Source organism: Undibacterium sp. Ji83W (assembly GCF_049340385.1).
GTDB lineage: Bacteria > Pseudomonadota > Gammaproteobacteria > Burkholderiales > Burkholderiaceae_D > Undibacterium.
In genome coordinates, this window is the sequence record NZ_JBMPOZ010000022.1 from 1 (window position 1) to 17,966 (window position 17,966).

Here is a 17,966-nt window from a genome sequence, read left to right on the forward strand (position 1 = left end):
CGCCGAATTTTTTCGACAGGACTGTTGCAATCGCTGCTGTCAGTGTAGTTTTACCGTGATCAACGTGGCCAATTGTACCGACGTTGACGTGCGGCTTGGTGCGCTCGAACTTACCTTTTGCCATTTTATTCTTCCTTCAAAAAGAACGATTTATCAACAATAGAAAACCTACCCCGGCATGGGGCAGGCCTTTGATTCTTTATTACTTAGCTTTGGATGTGACGATAGCGTCAATCACGTTCTTAGGCGCTTCAGAGTAGTGCTTGAATTCCATGGAATACGTTGCACGACCTTGTGTAGCAGAACGCAGGGATGTGGAATAACCAAACATCTCAGACAAAGGCACTTCAGCTTTGATGATCTTGCCACCGCCGCCAGCGATTTCGTCCATACCTTGAACCATACCACGGCGTGAAGACAGATCACCCATGACTGTACCAGCGTAGTCTTCAGGTGTTTCTACTTCAACAGCCATCATTGGTTCCAGGATAACTGGGCTTGCTTTACGGCAGCCATCTTTGAACGCCATCGAACCCGCCATACGGAAGGCGTTTTCGTTGGAGTCAACGTCATGGTAGGAACCGAAGAACAGTGTAACTTTAACGTCAACAACTGGGTAGCCAGCCAATACACCGGAAGTCAGTGTTTCGCGAACACCTTTTTCAACTGCAGGGATGTACTCGCGTGGAACTGTACCGCCTTTGATCGCGTCAACGAATTCAAAGCCTTTACCTGGTTCTTGCGGTTCGATCTTCAGAACGACGTGACCATACTGACCACGACCACCGGATTGCTTAACGAATTTACCTTCGATTTCTTCGCAAGTTTTGCGGATAGTTTCGCGGTAAGCAACCTGTGGTTTACCCACTGTGGCTTCTACGTTGAACTCACGCTTCATACGATCAACGATAATATCCAGATGCAACTCGCCCATACCGGCGATAATTGTTTGACCAGATTCTTCGTCAGTACGTACGCGGAAAGATGGATCTTCAGCGGCCAGACGGTTCAATGCCAGACCCATTTTTTCCTGGTCGGCTTTGGTTTTTGGCTCAACTGCCTGAGAAATAACTGGCTCTGGGAATATCATGCGTTCCAGAACAACGATAGCTTTTTCGTCACACAGGGTATCACCAGTTGTTGTGTCTTTCAGACCAACCACCGCAGCGATATCACCCGCCATCATTTCTTTGATTTCTTCACGTTGGTTCGCGTGCATTTGAACCAGACGGCCGATACGTTCTTTTTTCTCTTTAACAGAGTTGTAAACGCTGTCGCCAGAATTCAATGTACCGGAGTAGCAACGGATAAAGCACAATTGACCAACGAATGGATCAGTTGCGATTTTGAATGCCAGTGCAGAGAATTTCTCTGTATCTTCAGCTTTACGAACAACTGGTTCGTCATCTTCGTTCAGACCTGGAACTGGTGGGATGTCCAATGGGGATGGCAGGTATTCAACAACCGCATCCAACATCGCCTGAACGCCCTTGTTCTTAAATGCAGTACCACACATCATAGGAACGATTTCAGAAGCGATAGTACGTTGACGCAAAGCAGACTTAATTTCTTCTTCAGTCAAATCGCCTTCTTCAAGGTATTTGTTCATCAGCTCTTCACTGGCTTCAGCAGCTGCTTCAACCATGTTTTCGCGCCATTTTTGTGCGTCAGCCAACAGGTTTTCAGGAATATCACGGTATTCAAATTTCATACCTTGAGATGCTGCATCCCAAATGATCGCTTTCATCTTGACCAGATCGATAACGCCTTCGAACAGGTCTTCAGCACCGATAGGTACTTGCAGAGGAACTGGGTTGGCTTTCAGACGTGCACGCATTTGATCGTACACTTTGAAGAAGTTCGCGCCAGTACGGTCCATCTTGTTGACGAATGCCAAACGTGGGACTTTGTACTTGTTAGCCTGACGCCATACGGTTTCAGACTGAGGCTGAACGCCACCTACTGCACAGTAAACCATGCAGGCGCCATCCAGAACACGCATGGAACGCTCAACTTCAATAGTGAAGTCAACGTGGCCTGGTGTATCGATGATGTTGATGTGATGTTCCGGGAAGTTGTTCGCCATGCCCTTCCAGAAGCATGTCGTCGCAGCGGAAGTAATGGTAATACCACGTTCCTGCTCTTGCTCCATCCAGTCCATGGTAGCCGCGCCATCATGCACTTCACCAATTTTGTGGTTTACACCTGTGTAAAACAGTACGCGTTCTGTCGTTGTTGTTTTACCGGCATCAATGTGAGCGGAAATACCGATATTGCGGTAGCGCTCAATGGGGGTCTTACGGGCCATAGCTAATCCTAAATCTTTTAATGGACAAAACCGAGCGCATTTTTTTACAAAAATCGCGCCCGGCCTGATTCAAAATACTTGCCAGAGCCGTTGCACTAAAGACATACAACAGCTCCTTACTCTTACTCTTAGAAGCGGAAGTGAGAGAAGGCCTTGTTGGCTTCAGCCATACGATGGACTTCATCACGTTTCTTCATTGCGCCGCCGCGGCCTTCTGCGGCTTCCAGCAATTCACCACCCAAACGTTGTGGCATGGATTTTTCGCTACGCTTGTTAGCGGCTTCACGCAACCAACGCATAGACAAAGCCAGACGACGAACTGGGCGCACTTCTACAGGCACCTGGTAGTTCGCGCCGCCAACACGGCGGGACTTAACCTCAACCAGTGGTTTGGCGTTGCTGATTGCCAGCGCAAACACTTCCAAAGGATCTTTACCAGATTTTTGCTGGATGTGATCGAATGCGCCGTAGATGATGCCTTCAGCAACAGACTTCTTGCCGGACAACATCAAAACGTTTACAAATTTTGCTACTTCTACATTACCGAATTTTGGATCCGGCAGTACGTCCCGTTTCGGGACCTCACGACGACGTGGCATTTCAATTCCTTTCAATCTTCAGTTGAGCACAAAGCAACATTTTGCTCCACGCTCGCGACAGGCCATCATAACCGGTCACTTACTCGGCTTATTTCCAAACCGACACTGATCCGTAATAGATTACGGAGATTAAATTACGAGATAATTACTTCTTAACTGCCTTAGCACGCTTGGCACCATATTTGGAGCGAGCTTGCTTACGGTCTTTAACGCCTTGAGTATCCAAAGCACCGCGAACCATATGGTAACGAACACCAGGCAAATCCTTTACACGACCACCGCGCAGCAAAACTACGCTATGTTCTTGCAAGTTATGGCCTTCACCGCCAATGTACGAAATAACTTCGAAACCATTAGTCAGGCGAACTTTGGCAACTTTACGCAAAGCCGAGTTAGGCTTTTTTGGAGTTGTCGTATAAACGCGGGTGCAAACGCCACGTTTTTGCGGGCTGTTTTCCAGCGCCGGCGATTTGCTTTTAACACGTGCAGAAACACGTGGTTGGCGAATCAGTTGATTGATGGTTGGCATCGTTTTTAATCCAACAAAATACAACGTTAAACACAAACCCGGAAACGGTTGCCCGGGAACTTAAAATCATTTTTCAGCCTGAATCCTCAGACCAACCCGACTTAGCCACCTGCTTTTGCCTGCTTTTTAAGCATTGTCTGCCTGATAAAACCGGGCAAAACAAGAATAGCAAATGCAAACCCAAAATCGAGAACTCGCAATTTTATGTCGCTTCGCACAAGCATGTCAACGCTTTTTATTTCTACAATTCAAGCGCTTAGGTGATTTTGCGTGCGTCCAAGCAGCCTTTCAGAGTAGAAAATTTCAGCAAAAAATCAAGGTTTACCGGGCTTGTCGGTATGCGAGGGAATTTGCCAGGCATGACTGAAAAGCAAAATATGCTTAAATCCCACATTCGCACGGCATATATGCAGTCAATACAAAGTAAATCATTTACTATTTACGCCCTTAAACTGTTGCTTCACGCAGCCGCCCACCCTGTTGCAAGTATAAAAACACAATGCCCGTCCTGTTTCGCCCAGCCTCGCTATATCTTCTTGTCAGTTACCTGCTGATTTCGAGCTTGCCATTTTTCCCATTGCTGCAAGGGCAGCCTGTGGAAAAGCCCTATCATTTGCTGGCGATGGAGCTGGTGTCCTGGCTGGGTTTCTGGGCCTTGCTGCAAAGACCGCGCTGGTTTCATTACCTGCTGCTGCCGGCATTCTTTGCCGTGCCCATAGAAGTTTACCTGCGCTTGTATTTTGGACAAGGTATCTCTACCCATCACCTGGGCATCATCGTGGAAACCAGCCCCAAGGAGGCGACGGAGTTCCTGGGTAATAAAGTCTGGTTGCTATTATTACTGGTGATTGCAGTAACAGCCTGGTGGTGGAGCCTGCTACGGGTTGCCAAAAACCATACCCATTGGGACTGGATACACCGCTCGCGCTGGGTAGTACTGCTTCTTATCGCCTTGGGTATCGCCACCTGGACTTATGGTGAACAAATAGGCGTTGCCAAAGCCCCGCCTTCCGCCAGTGCCAGCAAGGCCAGTGGCAGTGCCGCCGTAGATTCTGGTTCAAGTTCAGATTCATCCTCAACCGAAGATGAGGAAAAAGACGAAGATGAAGAGGAAGAAGCCAGTGCATCGGCTTCAGACTCAGCCTCAAGCTCTGCCAGCGCCTCTGCAGATACCCTGACCCGCTGGCGCACCAGCCTGAAGAAAAACCTGCCGCCTTTGCCGCACTGGGCCAAAATCCCGTATGACGAAGAGACTTATATACGCACCTGGCCATTTGGCCTGGTCTTGCGGGCCAATGATTTTTGGGTAGAGCGGGATTACCTGGCCAAGCTGTCAGAAAAGAGTCGCGCTTTCCGCTTCCAGGCGCATCTGGATGGCAACCCGGCAACGCCGCAAACCATTATCATGGTGATAGGCGAGTCTTCGCGTTTTGACCGCTGGAGCCTGAATGGCTATGAGCGTGATACCAATCCCCTGCTCAAGAAAGAAAGCAATCTGGTCGCGTTCAGCGATGTGGTGACAGCCGTTTCGGCTACACGGCTGTCGGTACCCATCATCGTCTCGCGTAAACCGGCTGCACAAAGCCTGAAGGCGGGATTTTCTGAAAAATCATTTTTAACCGCCTTCAAGGAAGCGGGCTTCAAGACTTATTGGTTGTCAAATCAAATGAGCTTTGGTCAGTTTGATACGCCAACTTCTGTGTTCGCCAAAGAGGCTGATGTCACTCAATTCTTGAACCTGGGTGGCTTTACCAATAGTTCGAATCTTGACCAGGTCTTGCTGGAACCCATGGCAAATGCCATGCGTGATGCCTCGCCAAAGAAACTGATCGTCTTGCACACCCTCGGCAATCACTGGAATTACAGCCACCGTCACCCACAGTCTTTTGATAACTGGAAACCATCGCTGTACGGTGTAGTCAATCCTGCTTATACCGACCTGAAGAACAAGCAGGCCTTGAACAATAGTTATGATAACTCCATCTTGTATACAGACTGGATGCTGTCAGAAGTCATACAAAAATTAAAAACCAGCTCGCAAATCACTTCGTTGCTATATATATCCGACCATGGGCAAACGCTGTATGACGGCACTTGCAACCTGGCTTTTCACGGTCACAATACTGAGTATGAATTCCATGTGCCGGCTTTCATGTGGTATTCCGATGCTTATCAAGAACATTTCCCGGACAAGATAGTCCAGCTGCGCCTGCATCAAAAAGCCAAGCTATCGACTGAAAACGTTTTTCACAGCCTGCTGGACATGGCCAACATCCGCTACCCGGATGAAAAACTGGAATGGAGCATACTCAGCAAGCAATTGAAAGCACATACCCGCTATGTAGACAGCTATGGCTGGACCAATTATGACAACGCCACCCTGAAAGGGGATTGTCGCGAAGTCATGGATAAAAAAACCCCTTTGGTACAAGAAAAATAGCCTGCAGGTATTAAATAGTTATACCCCGTGAATGTGGATATGCTTGATTGCGGTAAAAGTACTTTCTCACTTACACTTGCGAAATATGCCTCATGAGATAGCGCCCACCCTGCAATTCAGCCACCAGCATCAGCCCACTGCCATCGTCGCAGGTGCCTGGCTGGTGCATATCCTGTCACCTAAAGCGACCATGCAGGAAATCAGTGCGCAGTTAAGCCTGGCTGCCAAACAAGCTGAATTACACTGGGATTTAAGCCAGGTCAGCGCGCTCGATCATATAGGTGCGCAAATGCTGTGGCGTATCTGGGGTAAACAAAGACCAAAACACATCACCATCCTGCCAGCCCATGAAGGTCTGTTTGCGCGACTGGAAGAAGTCAGCAAGATTTTAGTTCCACCTCCGGCCAAACCACGGTTGACGCGCACCATGCAACTGGGTGCAAAAGTACTGGGCTTGATTCAGCATCTATATAGTTTCACTGCCCTGCTCGGCCAGCTCATGCTGGATTTATTCCGTCTTGTGCGTCACCCCATGAAAGCGCCGTGGAAGGAATTGTCGTCCAATGTCTATCACACCGGCGCGCAGGCGCTGGGCATTACTGCCCTGGTCGGTATATTAATAGGTGTAGTACTGTCTTATCTGTCAGCCCAGCAATTACGCACCTTTGGTGGTGACCTGTATATCGTCAATATTCTGGGCATGAGTATCATCCGCGAACTTGGCCCCATGCTGGCCGCCATCCTGGTGGCCGGGCGTTCTGGTTCTGCCATTACGGCACAACTGGGAGTCATGCGGGTGACCGAAGAACTGGATGCCATGCGCGTCATGGGCATACCGCATGGTTTTCGCCTGATTATGCCCAAAGTATTGGCGCTGGCCATTGCCATGCCCTTGCTGGTGATCTGGACGGATATCATGGCATTGATAGGTGGCATGATATCGGCGCAAGCTTTGCTGGGTATGTCGCCAGAATTCTTTATCTACAAATTACCGGAAGTCGTACCGCTCATCAATTTCTGGATAGGCCTGTCCAAAGGCGTCACCTTTGGCATATTGATTGCCCTGATTGCCTGCCATTATGGCTTGCGCATAGAGCCGAATACTGAAAGCCTGGGGCGTGGCACCACCAGCTCTGTGGTTGTCGCGATTACGGTGGTGATCATTGCCGATGCCGTTTATGCCATTATCTTCAGCAAGGCGGGTTACTGATGGCAAGCGAAAACATCATAGAAATCCGCGATTTGCGCACACAGTTTGGCCGCGCCGTGGTGCATGACCAGCTGGAACTGGACGTCAAACGGGGTGAAATCCTGTCCATTGTCGGCGGCTCAGGCTCAGGCAAGACTGTGCTGATGCGGCAGATGCTGGGGCTGGAAATACCTGCACGCGGTAGTATCAAGGTATTTGGCGAAGACTTGCATGATTCGCAAGCGCGGCATCTGGATTATCTGCGCAAGCGTTCTGGCATGCTGTTCCAGCATGGTGCCCTGTATTCTGCCCTGAGCGTGTTCGACAATGTTGCCCAACCCATGCGCGAACTGGGGACACTGCCCGAAGACCTCATTAACGACCTGGTCTACCTGAAGCTGCACATGGTTGACATTGCCTTTGAGCATGCGCGCAAGATGCCAGCGGATTTGTCTGGCGGCATGATCAAGCGGATAGCCCTGGCGCGTGCGCTGGCACTGGACCCTGAATTGCTGTTTCTTGATGAGCCAACTGCGGGGCTGGACCCTGATCGCTCCGACAGCTTTGTCGACCTGATACTATCGCTACACCAGCAATTGCGCCTGACCGTGATCATGGTGACGCATGATCTGGACAGCCTGTTTGCCCTCTCCAACCGGATAGCTGTGCTGGCAGAAAAACATGTGGTCACTATAGGGACACCCAGGGAAGTCGTGGCTTACCAACATCCATTCATACGCAGTTTCTTCCTTGGCGGGCGCGGTGAGCGCGCCATGGAAGCACTGCCACCCCAAACGCCTCAGGAAATATAAGCTATGGAAAACAGATCTCATGCGCTCATGGCAGGTTTCTTCACCATTGCCCTGCTGACACTGACGACCGTACTGGCCATCTGGCTGGGGCGCGACAAGATCAAGCGCGTGCCGTATGACGTAGTGACCTCGTCGGCAGTCTCTGGCCTGAACTTGCAGGCAGCGGTGCGTTACAAGGGTATCAAGGTCGGCAATGTCACGGACATCGACTTTGATGACAAAAACCCTGGGCAAATTATCTTGCGGCTGGAGATCGTGCCTGATGCGCCCGTTACCAGTTCCACCTATGCCACCCTGGGTTATCAGGGGGTGACGGGCATCGCCTTTATACAACTTGATGATAGTGGCACGTCGAAACAATTGCTGGTTGCCAGCACTAATCCAGATGCTGTACCGCGCATTCCCATGCGTCCTGGCATGATGCAAAATCTGGAGCAACGCAGTCAGGTCATCCTGGGACAGGCTGAAGAGTTAACCCGTCGCTTGAATACCATGCTGGACCCAGCCAATCAAAAATCACTGATGACAGCAATACAAAATTTCGGCCAGGCCTCTGCGGCATGGAAGGCCCTGCCTGCAAAATTTGAGCCCACGCTGGCGCGCCTGCCTGAAATGGCAGACCAGGCGAAAATGACCATGGTAGAAATACGCACCCTGTCTGGCAATGTCAGCAAACTCAGCAATAACCTGAATCAGTTGACGAGCAGCATACAAGCCGAGGATGGCCCGCTGGCACGGTTTAATCTGGTGATGGACAATGTCAGCAACAGCCTGATTCTGGATACCCTGCCCAAGGTACAAAGTGCGGCAGGCGAAGCCAAGACCAGCCTGCGCTCTTTTGGCCGCCTCTCGGACTCACTTAAAGAAAGGCCACAAAGCCTTTTGTTTGGCAACCCCATCCCTGCACCTGGTCCGGGTGAGCCTGGCTTTGTCGCGCCCAAGTAAAGGAATACATATGAACTATCCCGCATTTTTGGACCGCCTTGGCAATCTTGGAAACACTGGTGCTACTGTATTTCTCCTAATGCTATTGACTGCCTGTAGCAGCACACCTGTTACGCAGCAACTTCAACAATATGATTTTGGGCCACTGAGCACGACTGCATCAGCTACATCAGTGCCGCCAAATCAGGGGAAATTGCAGATCAGCATAGCAGAGGTCACGATCCCGCCAGCGCTGGACAGCAATGCCATGCTATACCGGCTGCAATATGACAATGTGCAACAGCTCAAGGCTTATTCCCTGCATCGCTGGAGCATGCCGCCGGCACAATTGCTGGCGCAAAGATTGAAAGCCGTTCTGGTGGCACAAGGTGCGGATGTCTTGGCGAATACCGATGGAGCAAACCTGCCCATCCTGCGCCTGGAAATAGATGAGTTTTCCCAAATTTTCACAGCAGTCAATCAAAGCAATGCGCACATCAGCTTGCGGGCCTCTGTCATCAAGGGTCATAAACTGATTGCCCAGAAAAGCTTCCAGCAAAAAGTAGCGACAAACACAGCCGATGCGCCCGGTGGTGCAAGAGCCATGCGCGAAGCTGCCGATGCCAGCATTGCTGAAATACAGACCTGGATCATGAGCCTGCCATTGAAATAAAGCTGATTAATCAAGCCGATAATCGATCTTTGAAGCCGACCGCATGCAGCCAGATCCAAGTACAGTATCAGCAGACGCGCAGCCTGGTGAGCCACCAGGTGAATCACTGAGTGAATCACTTGGTGAGCAACCAGGTCCAGCGCAGCCGAACCTGCAACCTGGTCCGCAACTAAGCAGCCTGCGTAGCTCTCCCTTTGCCAGGGTGAGTCTGGTCGCCTATCTGTTTTTGATTATCTATGCGAGCTGGTTCCCGTTTACCGGCTGGCAAACCAATAGCTGGGCAGCACTGCCCGAGCTCATACAACAATGGCCGCGTTACTGGGGTGGCTTTGACGCCATCATCAATGTGGTCGGTTATATGCCCTTTGGCATGCTGATTGTGTTTGCACTCTACCCACTGGTCAGACGCTGGTGGGCAGCATTGCTGGCAACCCTGAGCGGTGCGTTGATATCTGCAACGGCTGAAATTGTGCAAAATTTCTTGCCCAGCCGCGTTACTTCACTGCTGGATTTTTTGACCAATACCTCAGGTGCCATGCTGGGCGCGATACTGGGGGCCCTGCTGACCCCGTTGATACTGGAAAAAGGTCGCTTGCAATTACTGCGCAAGCAATGGACGCATAAAGAATCCAGTCGAGAAATCCTGGTTCTGGGTCTGTGGACCATGGCGCAAATATATCCTCAAGCCTATTTGTTTGGACTGGGCCAGGTCTTGCCCGTGATTTCGCAAACCCTGAGCGAATTGATGGACATGGATATTGATATCAGTGCCTTCCTGCTACAGGGTTTCGAGCTTAGCGCCGAGGAATACCTGTTGTCAGAAACCATTATCACCGCCTGCAGTTGCACTGGTGCCCTGTTGATTTGCCTGAGCCTGCTGAACCGGCATGCACCCAAAACCATCTTGTCGGTCTTGTTGCTGGGTGCGGCCCTGACCATCAAGGCACTGGCCAGCGCCCTGCTGTTCAAACCTGAATATGCCTTTGCCTGGCTGACCCCTGGTGCGCGTGGTGGTTTGCTGATCAGTATCATCATGCTGTATGGTTTTTCCTTTGCCCCGTCTCATGTACAAAAACGGCTGGCCTTGCTGATGCTGACGATATCGCTGGTGGTCATCAACCTGGTTTCTGATAACCCTTACTTTGCCGCCACCATGCAAACCTGGGTACAGGGCAAGTTTTTGAACTTCAATGGCGCAGCGCAATTCTTGTCATTGTTCTGGCCGTTTCTGGCTATCTGGGTGCTATTACGCAAGCCGCGCCCGGTGTAAAAGTCCCCTGACTTCACAATTGCAGTATCATAGCGGGCAACAAGCGCCATCAACCGGTGGCGGTATCAACCGCAGGCTGGATATCTTATGTCTGAAGCACTCTATTTTCAAAAACACGTCTTTTTTTGCCTGAACCAACGCGAAGACGGCCGCCCTTGCTGTGCTGACCGTGGTGCGCAAGCCGCCCAGGAACATGCCAAACGCCGCATCAAACAGCTGGACATGAGTGGCCAGGGCAAAATCCGCATCAATAAAGCCGGTTGCCTCGACCGTTGCGAAGAAGGCCCGGTCCTGGTGGTCTACCCGCAAGGCACCTGGTACACCTTTGTCGATCAATCCGATATTGATGAAATCATTGATGTTGACCTGATAGGCGGCGGTGTCGTCGAACGTCTGAGGGTCTGATCATCATGAATGCGCAGACTGAACACTTTTCACTCCAGGGCGCGGCTGGCAATTTGCAATGCGCACTGGACTTGCCTGATCCTGAAACACATGCCACCCCCATAGGCCTGGCACTGGTAGCCCATCCGCATCCGCTGTTTGGCGGCACCATGGACAATAAAGTGGCGCAAACCCTGGCACGCACTTTCACAGCCCTGGGTTACGTTGCCGTACGCATGAATTTTCGCGGTGTCGGCAAGTCAGAAGGCACCCACGATGCAGGCATGGGTGAAACCGACGACATGGAATTATTACTGACCGCCATGCGTGCACGCTACCCCGATTTGCCACTGGCATTAGCCGGTTTTTCCTTCGGTACTTTTGTCCAGGCCCGCCTGCAGCGGCGTCTGCAAGAAAATGGCAAACCGGCAGAGCGCCTGGCATTGGTCGGTGCCGCTGCCGGTAAATGGGATATGCCAGCGATACCTGCAAATACCGTCCTGATCCACGGTGAACTGGATGACACCATACCTCTCTCTGCCGTGCTGGACTGGCTGCGCCCGCAAGATATACCCGTCACCGTGATACCCGGTGCTGACCACTTCTTCCACCGTCGTCTGCACCATATCAAACAACTCATCACCAGCATGTGGGATAAAGCCTGATGCTGGTGCAGCCAGATTCTATGCAGGCAAGGTGCTGATCATGAGTCTGCTGAATACCCAATGAATACCCACTGAATACCCAATTAGTCACACAATTATTCGTTTTTTGTCACCCTTTGTTTTATTAGCTACCACAATGAAAAAATTCCTCGCCTCAATTGCCGTCTCGCTGCTGACCATGACAGCTGCCGTCGCGCAAACCCTGCCTGCGCCTACCATTGCTTCCAAAGCCTGGCTCTTGCTGGATGCCACCAGCAATCAAGTCATTGCCGCACAAGAACCAACCATGAGCGTAGAGCCAGCATCGCTGACCAAGATCATGACGGCTTATCTGGTGTTTTCTGCCCTCAAGGACAAGAAGCTGGACCTGAACCAGAGCATCAATGTCTCTGTTCGTGCCTGGAAAGTCGATGGCAGCAGCTCGAAAATGTTTATCGAACCCAACAAGCCAGTCACTATCAATGAATTGTTGTATGGCCTGATCGTACAGTCTGGCAATGATGCCGCTGTTGCCCTGGCAGAAGCCGTGGCCGGTAGCGAAGAAGCCTTCGTCGTGCAAATGAACCGCGAAGCTGAGCGCATGGGTCTCAAAGCCACGCACTTTGCCAATTCGCATGGTTTGCCCAGCAAGGATAATTATTCGACAGCACAGGATTTATCCAATCTGGCGGCGCGCCTGATCATTGATCACCCTGAGTTCTACAAGACGTATTACTCCACCAAGAGCTATACCTATAACAAGATCACCCAGCCTAACCGCAACCGCCTGTTGTTGCTCGACCCTACTGTCGATGGCATGAAAACCGGCCACACGACCAGCGGTGGCTATAGCCTGGTTTCTTCTGCGAATCGCCCGAATGGCACAGGGCAGCGTCGCCTGATCTCTGTCGTCATCGGTGCCGAAAGTGACTCAGTACGTGCGCAAGAAAGCCTGAAATTGCTGAACTGGGGTTACCTGAACTTTGAAACCCTGAAGCTATATGACAAAGGCCAGGCGATTGCCACACCAGAAGTCTGGAAAGGCACACAGCCCCAGGTCAAGATAGGCTTTGACCGTGAATTGTATGTAACCCTGCCCAAAGGCTCTGCCGCCAAGCTGAAACCGGCACTGGAACGCAAAGACCCGCTGGTCGCGCCGATCGCACTGAACAGCAAAGTCGGCACCATGAAAGTCATGCTGGATGGCAAGGCAGTTGCTGAAGTACCAGTGATTGCGCTGGAACAAGTCAATCAGGCCAGCATTTTTGGCCGCGCCTGGGATTCGATACGCCTGATGTTCAAGTAATTAATTAGAAGTTTACTTGCATATTGGTTTATGTGCGGCCCGACTTTCATGCGGCACATAAACCCTGGCTATGCCCGTATGCCGTATTTGCATAAGCCGCTCCAGCTTTCCATGTAAGAATAAATCCTTCACTTTTTTTGCGTATAAAGACATCATGAATGAACCCCTGGTCTACCTGAATGGCGAAATGACGCCGCTGTCCGAAGCCAAAATCCCGGTGCTGGATCGTGGCTTTATCTTTGGTGATGGCATCTATGAAGTCATCCCTGTCTATCAGCGCAAGATGTTCCGTGCCGACCAGCATCTGGCCCGCCTGTTCCGCAGCCTGGCAGCCATCAGCATCACCAACCCACACAGCAAGGAAGAATGGCTGGCCCTGATCGCCAAGGTCATGGCAGCGCACGAGGAGGATGACCAGATGGTCTACCTGCAAGTCACCCGTGGTGTTGCCAAACGTGCCCATGCCTTCCCCAAGGATGAAGTCACACCTACGGTCTTCATCATGACCAACCCCATCGTCCTGCCGACTGCGGCTGCACGTGAAAACGGCGTTGCCTGTGTCTCCATGGAAGACAAGCGCTGGCTGCGTTGCGAGATCAAATCCATCTCCTTGCTGGGTAATGTGCTGGCAGCCCAAAATGCTGCCGAAAACGATGCTGCCGAAAGCATACAGTTCCGCGATGGCTACCTGACCGAAGCATCGGCATCGAATGTCTGGATAGTCAAGGACGGCGTCCTCATGGGCCCGCCTAAAGACAACCTGATACTCGAAGGCATACGCTACGGTCTCATAGAAGAACTGTGCGCCGCCAACAATATCCGGCTCGAAGCACGCCGCATTACCCGCGAAGAAGTCTTTGCAGCAGATGAAGTCATGCTTTCATCTGCCACCAAAGAAGTGCTGGCGGTGGTGAAGCTGGATGATGCGGTAGTAGGTAATGGCAAACCGGGTGTGGTTTATCATCAGTTGTATGCGGCTTATCAAGAGGCCAAGGCGGCTTAAAAAATACCGAAAACGTATTACCGCGTAGGTTGGGCTACGGTTTACCAGCCCAACACTTGGCGTTTGAATGACGTATACGTTTGCAGAGGCCGAGTGTTGGGCTGATGAAGCGTAGCCCAACCTACGGTAGCAAACCTATTACACCTTCGCCTGCCCCAACAAACTAAACCCATGCGTCCAATGCTGACGCTGGAATGCATAGCTGATCCACAACATCGCCAGCGGCTCAATCAAACGTGCTGCTGTTATATCACCCATGTCGATTGCTCCACGCCAGCCAAAATCACGCAGGATGGCCGATACTTCCTGTTTCGCCCCTGCATCATTACCAGCAATAAACATATCCGGCTGACCATCTGAAAATTTTGGTTGCACCATATGCGTGGTGACGATGGTGTTGAAAGCCTTGACCACCTTTGCTTGCGGCAACAGTCTTTGCACCAGTTCACCCGCAGAATCACTGAAACCTACCGCCAGCTTGGGCGAACCTGTAGCAAAATCCAGTAGTGGATTGACAGCATCAATGACGGTTTTGCCAGCAAAATTGGCCGGGCCAGCCAGTGTCAGGCTTGCTGCCAAACCATCCCATGGCAAAGCCAGGAACACCAGGTCGGCAGCCTTGGCAGCATCTGCATAACTGCTGGCCCGCGCCGTTGGCACAGCTGCCAGTGCGTCCTTGCTTTTATCGCTATCAGGATTACGGGTGCCGAATATCACCTGATAACCCAGGCTGGCAAATCCTTTGGCGACGGCAACGCCGACAATACCATTGCCCAGGACCGCGACTGTTTTTGTAGCTGTTTGCATTTTGTTTCTCCTGTCTGTGTGTTGATGGCTTGATTGTGATCTCATTGATTAATGCTGATAAGCCAGCTATTCTTATTTTCACTCACAACCTCAGGTTACGAATATGAAGCTCGACGCCTCTCAACGCATTCCCGCCATGCTGTCTTTCATACAGGCAGCAGACCGTGGCAGCTTTGCGGCAGCCGCCAGGGCATTGCATATTTCAGCAGCAGCGGTCAGCAAGAACGTGGCAGGGCTGGAGCAAACCCTGGGCGTGCGCCTGATGAATCGCAGTACCCGCTCGCTGCAATTAACCAGCGAAGGCCAGACTTTCCTGGAAAACGCGCGCGCAGCGATAGATGCTTTGGATCATGCTGTGGACAGTGTCAGTCGTCAGCATGCAGAGGTGGTGGGTCAGGTCAGGATATCGACAGGCAATGCCTTTGGTCAGCATTACCTGCTGCCCTTGCTGCCGAAATTGCAGCAACGCCATCCCGGTTTGCGACTGGCGATCGATTTTGATGATCACCGCATAGACCTGGTGCGTGACGGTTATGACCTGGCCTTGCGCGGCGGCATGATAGAAGATTCCAGCATCATTTCGCGCACTGTGTGCCCTCTATACACCATACTGGCGGCTGCCCCCTCTTATCTGGCGCAGCACGGCGTGCCGCAACAGATCAGTGACCTGGATAGTCACAAGCAAATCGCAGTACGTTTTTTGAATGGCAAAATGACGACCTGGAACCTCAAGCTCAGGCAGGGTGAGATAAACCGCCCTTACCCGCGCGAGCCTGACCTGACGGTGTCAGCCCCGGAATCTGCAGTGCAAGCGGCCGTCATGGGCCTGGGTATTGCCCAGGTGGCCGTCCACCATTCATGGCGTTATTTGCGCGACAACAAGCTAAAAATCGTGCTGGGCACTTTTCATGAAGAAGGCAACAGGCAGATGGTCTTGCAATATCCACATCGCGCCCTGATTGCTCCGCGCGTCAAGGCGACGGTAGATTTTTTGCTGGAAGAGCTGGCACAGACCGAGTCTTTGCATGTCCCACTGGCATCACTGACTAGCTTTTATGCATGAACCCAGGCCACGTCCAGGGAGCAAGCGATGCTATTGGAATTTAGTGGCAAGACCCCATATACTGACATTAAGTTATTTTGAGATTTGGAAACATTATGGAAATGAGACCCATCCCCCCCGAAGAAAGTCTGATTGAATATCCAAGTGACTTTCCCATCAAGATCATGGGACCTATGCATGACGAGTTCACCCAGACCATGGTGGAAGTCGTGACTTCGTTCGACCCGACTTTCCATGCTGGCAAGGTAGAAATGCGCCCATCCAGCAAGGGGGCCTATATCTCGGTGACAGTGACTGTATTGGCCACCAGCCGCGATCAGCTGGATAATTTGTACCGTGCGCTGTCGTCCCACCCTATGGTGAAGTTCGTGCTGTAAGAACCTGTTTACGATCTGTAGCGAGCGCGCGTCAGCGGGGTGAAGAGCAGCGCAAAAAACGGAATGTACTTAAGTACATGAGCATTTTGAGCAGCACATGAGCCCCGATCACGCTCGCGCAGTAAGATCGCAAGCAGGTTCTAAGATATCTTGCCTGACTGGTCATGGCCAGTCAGGTAAAGCCCTCAGGTCAGTGCCCCTGACATGTCCATTTGCTTTTTCTCTTCGGCAACTTCTGCCAGCAGCCATTCCCTGAAAGCCTTGACTTGTGGTTTGGCCAGTGCCTCTGGCGGGTACACCAGGTAATAAGCAACTTCACAAGGTATATCGATATTGAACAGGCGCTGCAACAGCCCCGCCTTGATATCCGGCTGCACGATGATATGCCTGCCCAGGGCAATACCCTGGCCATCTACCGCAGCACGCGTCAGCATTGATGAATCCTGGAATACCAGGCCGCCAGTTGGCTCTGCATTATCCAGTCCGGCAGCGCGAAACCATGGTTCCCAGGGTTCGCCGTCACAGCGCAATAATTGCATGCTGGCCAGCTCTGCCGGTGTTTGTGGCAACTGCCCACCATGATAATGCGGGCTGGCAACAGGGTAATAATAATCCCCCATCAATAATTCGCTGATCATGCCCGGGTAATTACCCAAGCCAAAGCGTATCCCCACATCAATAGATTCCATATTGTAATCAGCCAGGTGACTACTCGATTGCAGGCTGACTTCCAGGTCGGGATGATGTTCGATAAAGCGCCCCAGGCGCGGCGATAACCAGCGCGCCGCAAACGATGGCAACGAGGTAATGCCTAGGCGCTTTTGCTTATTGCGCTTTTTTAGCAAATCAGCGGCGTCACCCAGCTCCATCAGGGCTTTTCTGATAGTCGCAGCAAACTGCTCGCCATCAGCCGTGATACTGATACGTTTGCCATGGCGGATGAATAAGGGCACACCCAGCTCCTCCTCCAGCGCCCGCACCTGATGGCTGATCGCACCGTGGGTCAGGTGGATTTCTTGCGCTGCCTTGGAAAAATTCTGATGGCGTGCCGCTGCTTCAAAGGCACGCAGGGCCGCTAAATTGGGGAGTCGTCGAAAATCCATATTATATAAACTGAGTGTCAGCCGGGTGTGAATTTGTTATAAGCTTATTACGATCTTATTGTGAATTATTTTAGCAAGTCATTCAAAAATTACTCGTTTTATTTTCTTGTGAGGCAAGACTACAATGCTTCTATCGCAGTGCAACAAAGTGATTTTCACCCTCTACTCAGTAGACAGCATTGCCACTTTAGCAGTAAAAAACCAGGAGTAAGGAAATGACAAATAATTTCGCAAACCCATCATACATGATCGCCGCCGGTGGCACATTGTCTGGCACAGCCGAACACGCCCGCAAAATTGAAGTGGCATGTGGCCGCGTGTGGTTGACAGTAGCAGGCCAGACTGATGATTACTGGCTCAGCACAGGCGAATCCATGGTCATACCAGCCAATCAATTCGTTGTGATCGAAGCTGAGAATAAAGCCAGCGTCATCGAATTGTCAGCCGTATCAAGCGTGATCAACGTTAAAACGATGGCTGGCACCGGCTATCTGCAAAAACTGACACGTAAATTGAGCCAGGCGTTTGCTTAATT

Annotated in this window: 19 protein-coding genes; 13 read left to right on the forward strand and 6 right to left on the reverse strand. The window is 51.3% G+C overall.

Going from position 1 to position 17,966, the window contains the following annotated elements; genetic code table 11:
* The 4 genes from ACO0LD_RS25870 to rpsL form a co-directional block, all read right to left on the reverse strand.
* A partial coding sequence (locus ACO0LD_RS25870; protein WP_017454492.1) for a GTP-binding protein occupies positions 1-124 on the reverse strand: 124 nt, incomplete at its 3' end.
* A 78-nt stretch (positions 125-202) separates the two neighbouring features.
* Positions 203-2,308, reverse strand: coding sequence for an elongation factor G (gene fusA, locus ACO0LD_RS25875; protein WP_423011362.1), 2,106 nt, complete (start codon positions 2,306-2,308; stop codon positions 203-205).
* 128 nt (positions 2,309-2,436) lie between these two features.
* A complete protein-coding gene (gene rpsG / locus ACO0LD_RS25880) occupies positions 2,437-2,907 on the reverse strand; it encodes a 30S ribosomal protein S7 (protein WP_186957171.1) in 471 nt (156 codons plus the stop codon).
* Positions 2,908-3,052: 145 nt separating this feature from the next.
* On the reverse strand, positions 3,053-3,436 hold the full coding sequence (gene rpsL, locus ACO0LD_RS25885; RefSeq protein WP_110258019.1) for a 30S ribosomal protein S12: 384 nt from the start codon (positions 3,434-3,436) through the stop codon (positions 3,053-3,055).
* 499 nt (positions 3,437-3,935) lie between these two features.
* Here rpsL and ACO0LD_RS25890 point away from each other — a divergent pair, with 499 nt between their 5' ends.
* The 10 genes from ACO0LD_RS25890 (at position 3,936) to ACO0LD_RS25935 (ending at position 14,081) form a co-directional block, all read left to right on the forward strand.
* On the forward strand, positions 3,936-5,876 hold the full coding sequence (locus tag ACO0LD_RS25890) for a phosphoethanolamine transferase (protein WP_423011364.1): 1,941 nt from the start codon (positions 3,936-3,938) through the stop codon (positions 5,874-5,876).
* A gap of 85 nt (positions 5,877-5,961) precedes the next feature.
* The gene (locus ACO0LD_RS25895; protein ID WP_423011367.1) at positions 5,962-7,086 is read left to right on the forward strand and encodes an MlaE family ABC transporter permease; all 1,125 of its coding nucleotides are present in this window, start codon (positions 5,962-5,964) and stop codon (positions 7,084-7,086) included.
* Positions 7,086-7,877 carry an ABC transporter ATP-binding protein gene (locus ACO0LD_RS25900; RefSeq protein ID WP_423011369.1) on the forward strand — a complete coding sequence of 264 codons (792 nt, stop codon included), beginning with the start codon at positions 7,086-7,088 and terminating at the stop codon, positions 7,875-7,877. Before ACO0LD_RS25895 ends, ACO0LD_RS25900 begins: the two co-directional genes overlap by 1 nt.
* Positions 7,878-7,880: 3 nt before the next feature.
* A complete protein-coding gene (locus tag ACO0LD_RS25905) occupies positions 7,881-8,822 on the forward strand; it encodes an MlaD family protein (protein ID WP_423011371.1) in 942 nt (313 codons plus the stop codon).
* Positions 8,823-8,832: 10 nt separating this feature from the next.
* Complete coding sequence (locus ACO0LD_RS25910) at positions 8,833-9,474, forward strand: ABC-type transport auxiliary lipoprotein family protein (protein WP_423011373.1); 642 nt, start codon at positions 8,833-8,835, stop codon at positions 9,472-9,474.
* A 43-nt stretch (positions 9,475-9,517) separates the two neighbouring features.
* Entirely contained in the window at positions 9,518-10,744 is a 1,227-nt protein-coding gene (locus ACO0LD_RS25915) for a VanZ family protein (RefSeq protein WP_423011375.1), read from the forward strand.
* Between the two features lie 87 nt (positions 10,745-10,831).
* Positions 10,832-11,149, forward strand: a complete 318-nt coding sequence (locus tag ACO0LD_RS25920; RefSeq protein WP_423011377.1) for a (2Fe-2S) ferredoxin domain-containing protein — start codon at positions 10,832-10,834, stop codon at positions 11,147-11,149.
* A gap of 5 nt (positions 11,150-11,154) precedes the next feature.
* Positions 11,155-11,793, forward strand: a complete 639-nt coding sequence (locus ACO0LD_RS25925) for an alpha/beta hydrolase (RefSeq protein ID WP_423011379.1) — start codon at positions 11,155-11,157, stop codon at positions 11,791-11,793.
* 136 nt (positions 11,794-11,929) lie between these two features.
* On the forward strand, positions 11,930-13,078 hold the full coding sequence (locus ACO0LD_RS25930; RefSeq protein ID WP_423011381.1) for a D-alanyl-D-alanine carboxypeptidase family protein: 1,149 nt from the start codon (positions 11,930-11,932) through the stop codon (positions 13,076-13,078).
* Positions 13,079-13,232: 154 nt separating this feature from the next.
* Positions 13,233-14,081, forward strand: a complete 849-nt coding sequence (locus tag ACO0LD_RS25935; RefSeq protein WP_423011383.1) for a D-amino acid aminotransferase — start codon at positions 13,233-13,235, stop codon at positions 14,079-14,081.
* A 138-nt stretch (positions 14,082-14,219) separates the two neighbouring features.
* Here the strand turns inward: ACO0LD_RS25935 and ACO0LD_RS25940 are convergent, their stop codons facing one another.
* Positions 14,220-14,933: an NADPH-dependent F420 reductase gene (locus tag ACO0LD_RS25940; RefSeq protein ID WP_423011385.1), complete on the reverse strand. Its 714-nt coding sequence runs from the start codon at positions 14,931-14,933 to the stop codon at positions 14,220-14,222.
* Positions 14,934-14,991: 58 nt separating this feature from the next.
* Here ACO0LD_RS25940 and ACO0LD_RS25945 point away from each other — a divergent pair, with 58 nt between their 5' ends.
* Together ACO0LD_RS25945 and ACO0LD_RS25950 are read left to right on the forward strand one after the other, a co-directional pair.
* On the forward strand, positions 14,992-15,951 hold the full coding sequence (locus ACO0LD_RS25945) for a LysR family transcriptional regulator (RefSeq protein WP_423011387.1): 960 nt from the start codon (positions 14,992-14,994) through the stop codon (positions 15,949-15,951).
* Between the two features lie 95 nt (positions 15,952-16,046).
* Positions 16,047-16,328, forward strand: a complete 282-nt coding sequence (locus tag ACO0LD_RS25950; protein ID WP_423011389.1) for a DUF493 family protein — start codon at positions 16,047-16,049, stop codon at positions 16,326-16,328.
* Between the two features lie 185 nt (positions 16,329-16,513).
* On the opposite strand, the gene gcvA is transcribed toward ACO0LD_RS25950, so the two are convergent.
* Positions 16,514-17,431, reverse strand: coding sequence for a transcriptional regulator GcvA (gene gcvA / locus ACO0LD_RS25955; protein ID WP_423011391.1), 918 nt, complete (start codon positions 17,429-17,431; stop codon positions 16,514-16,516).
* A gap of 215 nt (positions 17,432-17,646) precedes the next feature.
* On the opposite strand from gcvA, the gene ACO0LD_RS25960 reads away from it, so the two are divergent.
* Positions 17,647-17,964, forward strand: a complete 318-nt coding sequence (locus ACO0LD_RS25960) for a DUF2917 domain-containing protein (RefSeq protein ID WP_423011393.1) — start codon at positions 17,647-17,649, stop codon at positions 17,962-17,964.
* Positions 17,965-17,966: the final 2 nt, after the last annotated feature.

Coding starts and splice junctions, on each gene's coding strand:
- ACO0LD_RS25915 (WP_423011375.1), top strand. CDS start 9,518: ATGCAGCCAGATCCAAGTACAGTATCAGCAGACGCGCAGCCTGGTGAG.
- ACO0LD_RS25960 (WP_423011393.1), top strand. CDS start 17,647: ATGACAAATAATTTCGCAAACCCATCATACATGATCGCCGCCGGTGGC.
- ACO0LD_RS25940 (WP_423011385.1), bottom strand. CDS start 14,933: ATGAGATCACAATCAAGCCATCAACACACAGACAGGAGAAACAAAATG.
- ACO0LD_RS25905 (WP_423011371.1), top strand. CDS start 7,881: ATGGAAAACAGATCTCATGCGCTCATGGCAGGTTTCTTCACCATTGCC.
- ACO0LD_RS25895 (WP_423011367.1), top strand. CDS start 5,962: ATGCCTCATGAGATAGCGCCCACCCTGCAATTCAGCCACCAGCATCAG.
- rpsL (WP_110258019.1), bottom strand. CDS start 3,436: ATGCCAACCATCAATCAACTGATTCGCCAACCACGTGTTTCTGCACGT.
- ACO0LD_RS25935 (WP_423011383.1), top strand. CDS start 13,233: ATGAATGAACCCCTGGTCTACCTGAATGGCGAAATGACGCCGCTGTCC.
- ACO0LD_RS25900 (WP_423011369.1), top strand. CDS start 7,086: ATGGCAAGCGAAAACATCATAGAAATCCGCGATTTGCGCACACAGTTT.
- ACO0LD_RS25950 (WP_423011389.1), top strand. CDS start 16,047: ATGGAAATGAGACCCATCCCCCCCGAAGAAAGTCTGATTGAATATCCA.
- ACO0LD_RS25930 (WP_423011381.1), top strand. CDS start 11,930: ATGAAAAAATTCCTCGCCTCAATTGCCGTCTCGCTGCTGACCATGACA.
- gcvA (WP_423011391.1), bottom strand. CDS start 17,431: ATGGATTTTCGACGACTCCCCAATTTAGCGGCCCTGCGTGCCTTTGAA.
- rpsG (WP_186957171.1), bottom strand. CDS start 2,907: ATGCCACGTCGTCGTGAGGTCCCGAAACGGGACGTACTGCCGGATCCA.
- fusA (WP_423011362.1), bottom strand. CDS start 2,308: ATGGCCCGTAAGACCCCCATTGAGCGCTACCGCAATATCGGTATTTCC.
- ACO0LD_RS25945 (WP_423011387.1), top strand. CDS start 14,992: ATGAAGCTCGACGCCTCTCAACGCATTCCCGCCATGCTGTCTTTCATA.
- ACO0LD_RS25910 (WP_423011373.1), top strand. CDS start 8,833: ATGAACTATCCCGCATTTTTGGACCGCCTTGGCAATCTTGGAAACACT.
- ACO0LD_RS25920 (WP_423011377.1), top strand. CDS start 10,832: ATGTCTGAAGCACTCTATTTTCAAAAACACGTCTTTTTTTGCCTGAAC.
- ACO0LD_RS25925 (WP_423011379.1), top strand. CDS start 11,155: ATGAATGCGCAGACTGAACACTTTTCACTCCAGGGCGCGGCTGGCAAT.
- ACO0LD_RS25890 (WP_423011364.1), top strand. CDS start 3,936: ATGCCCGTCCTGTTTCGCCCAGCCTCGCTATATCTTCTTGTCAGTTAC.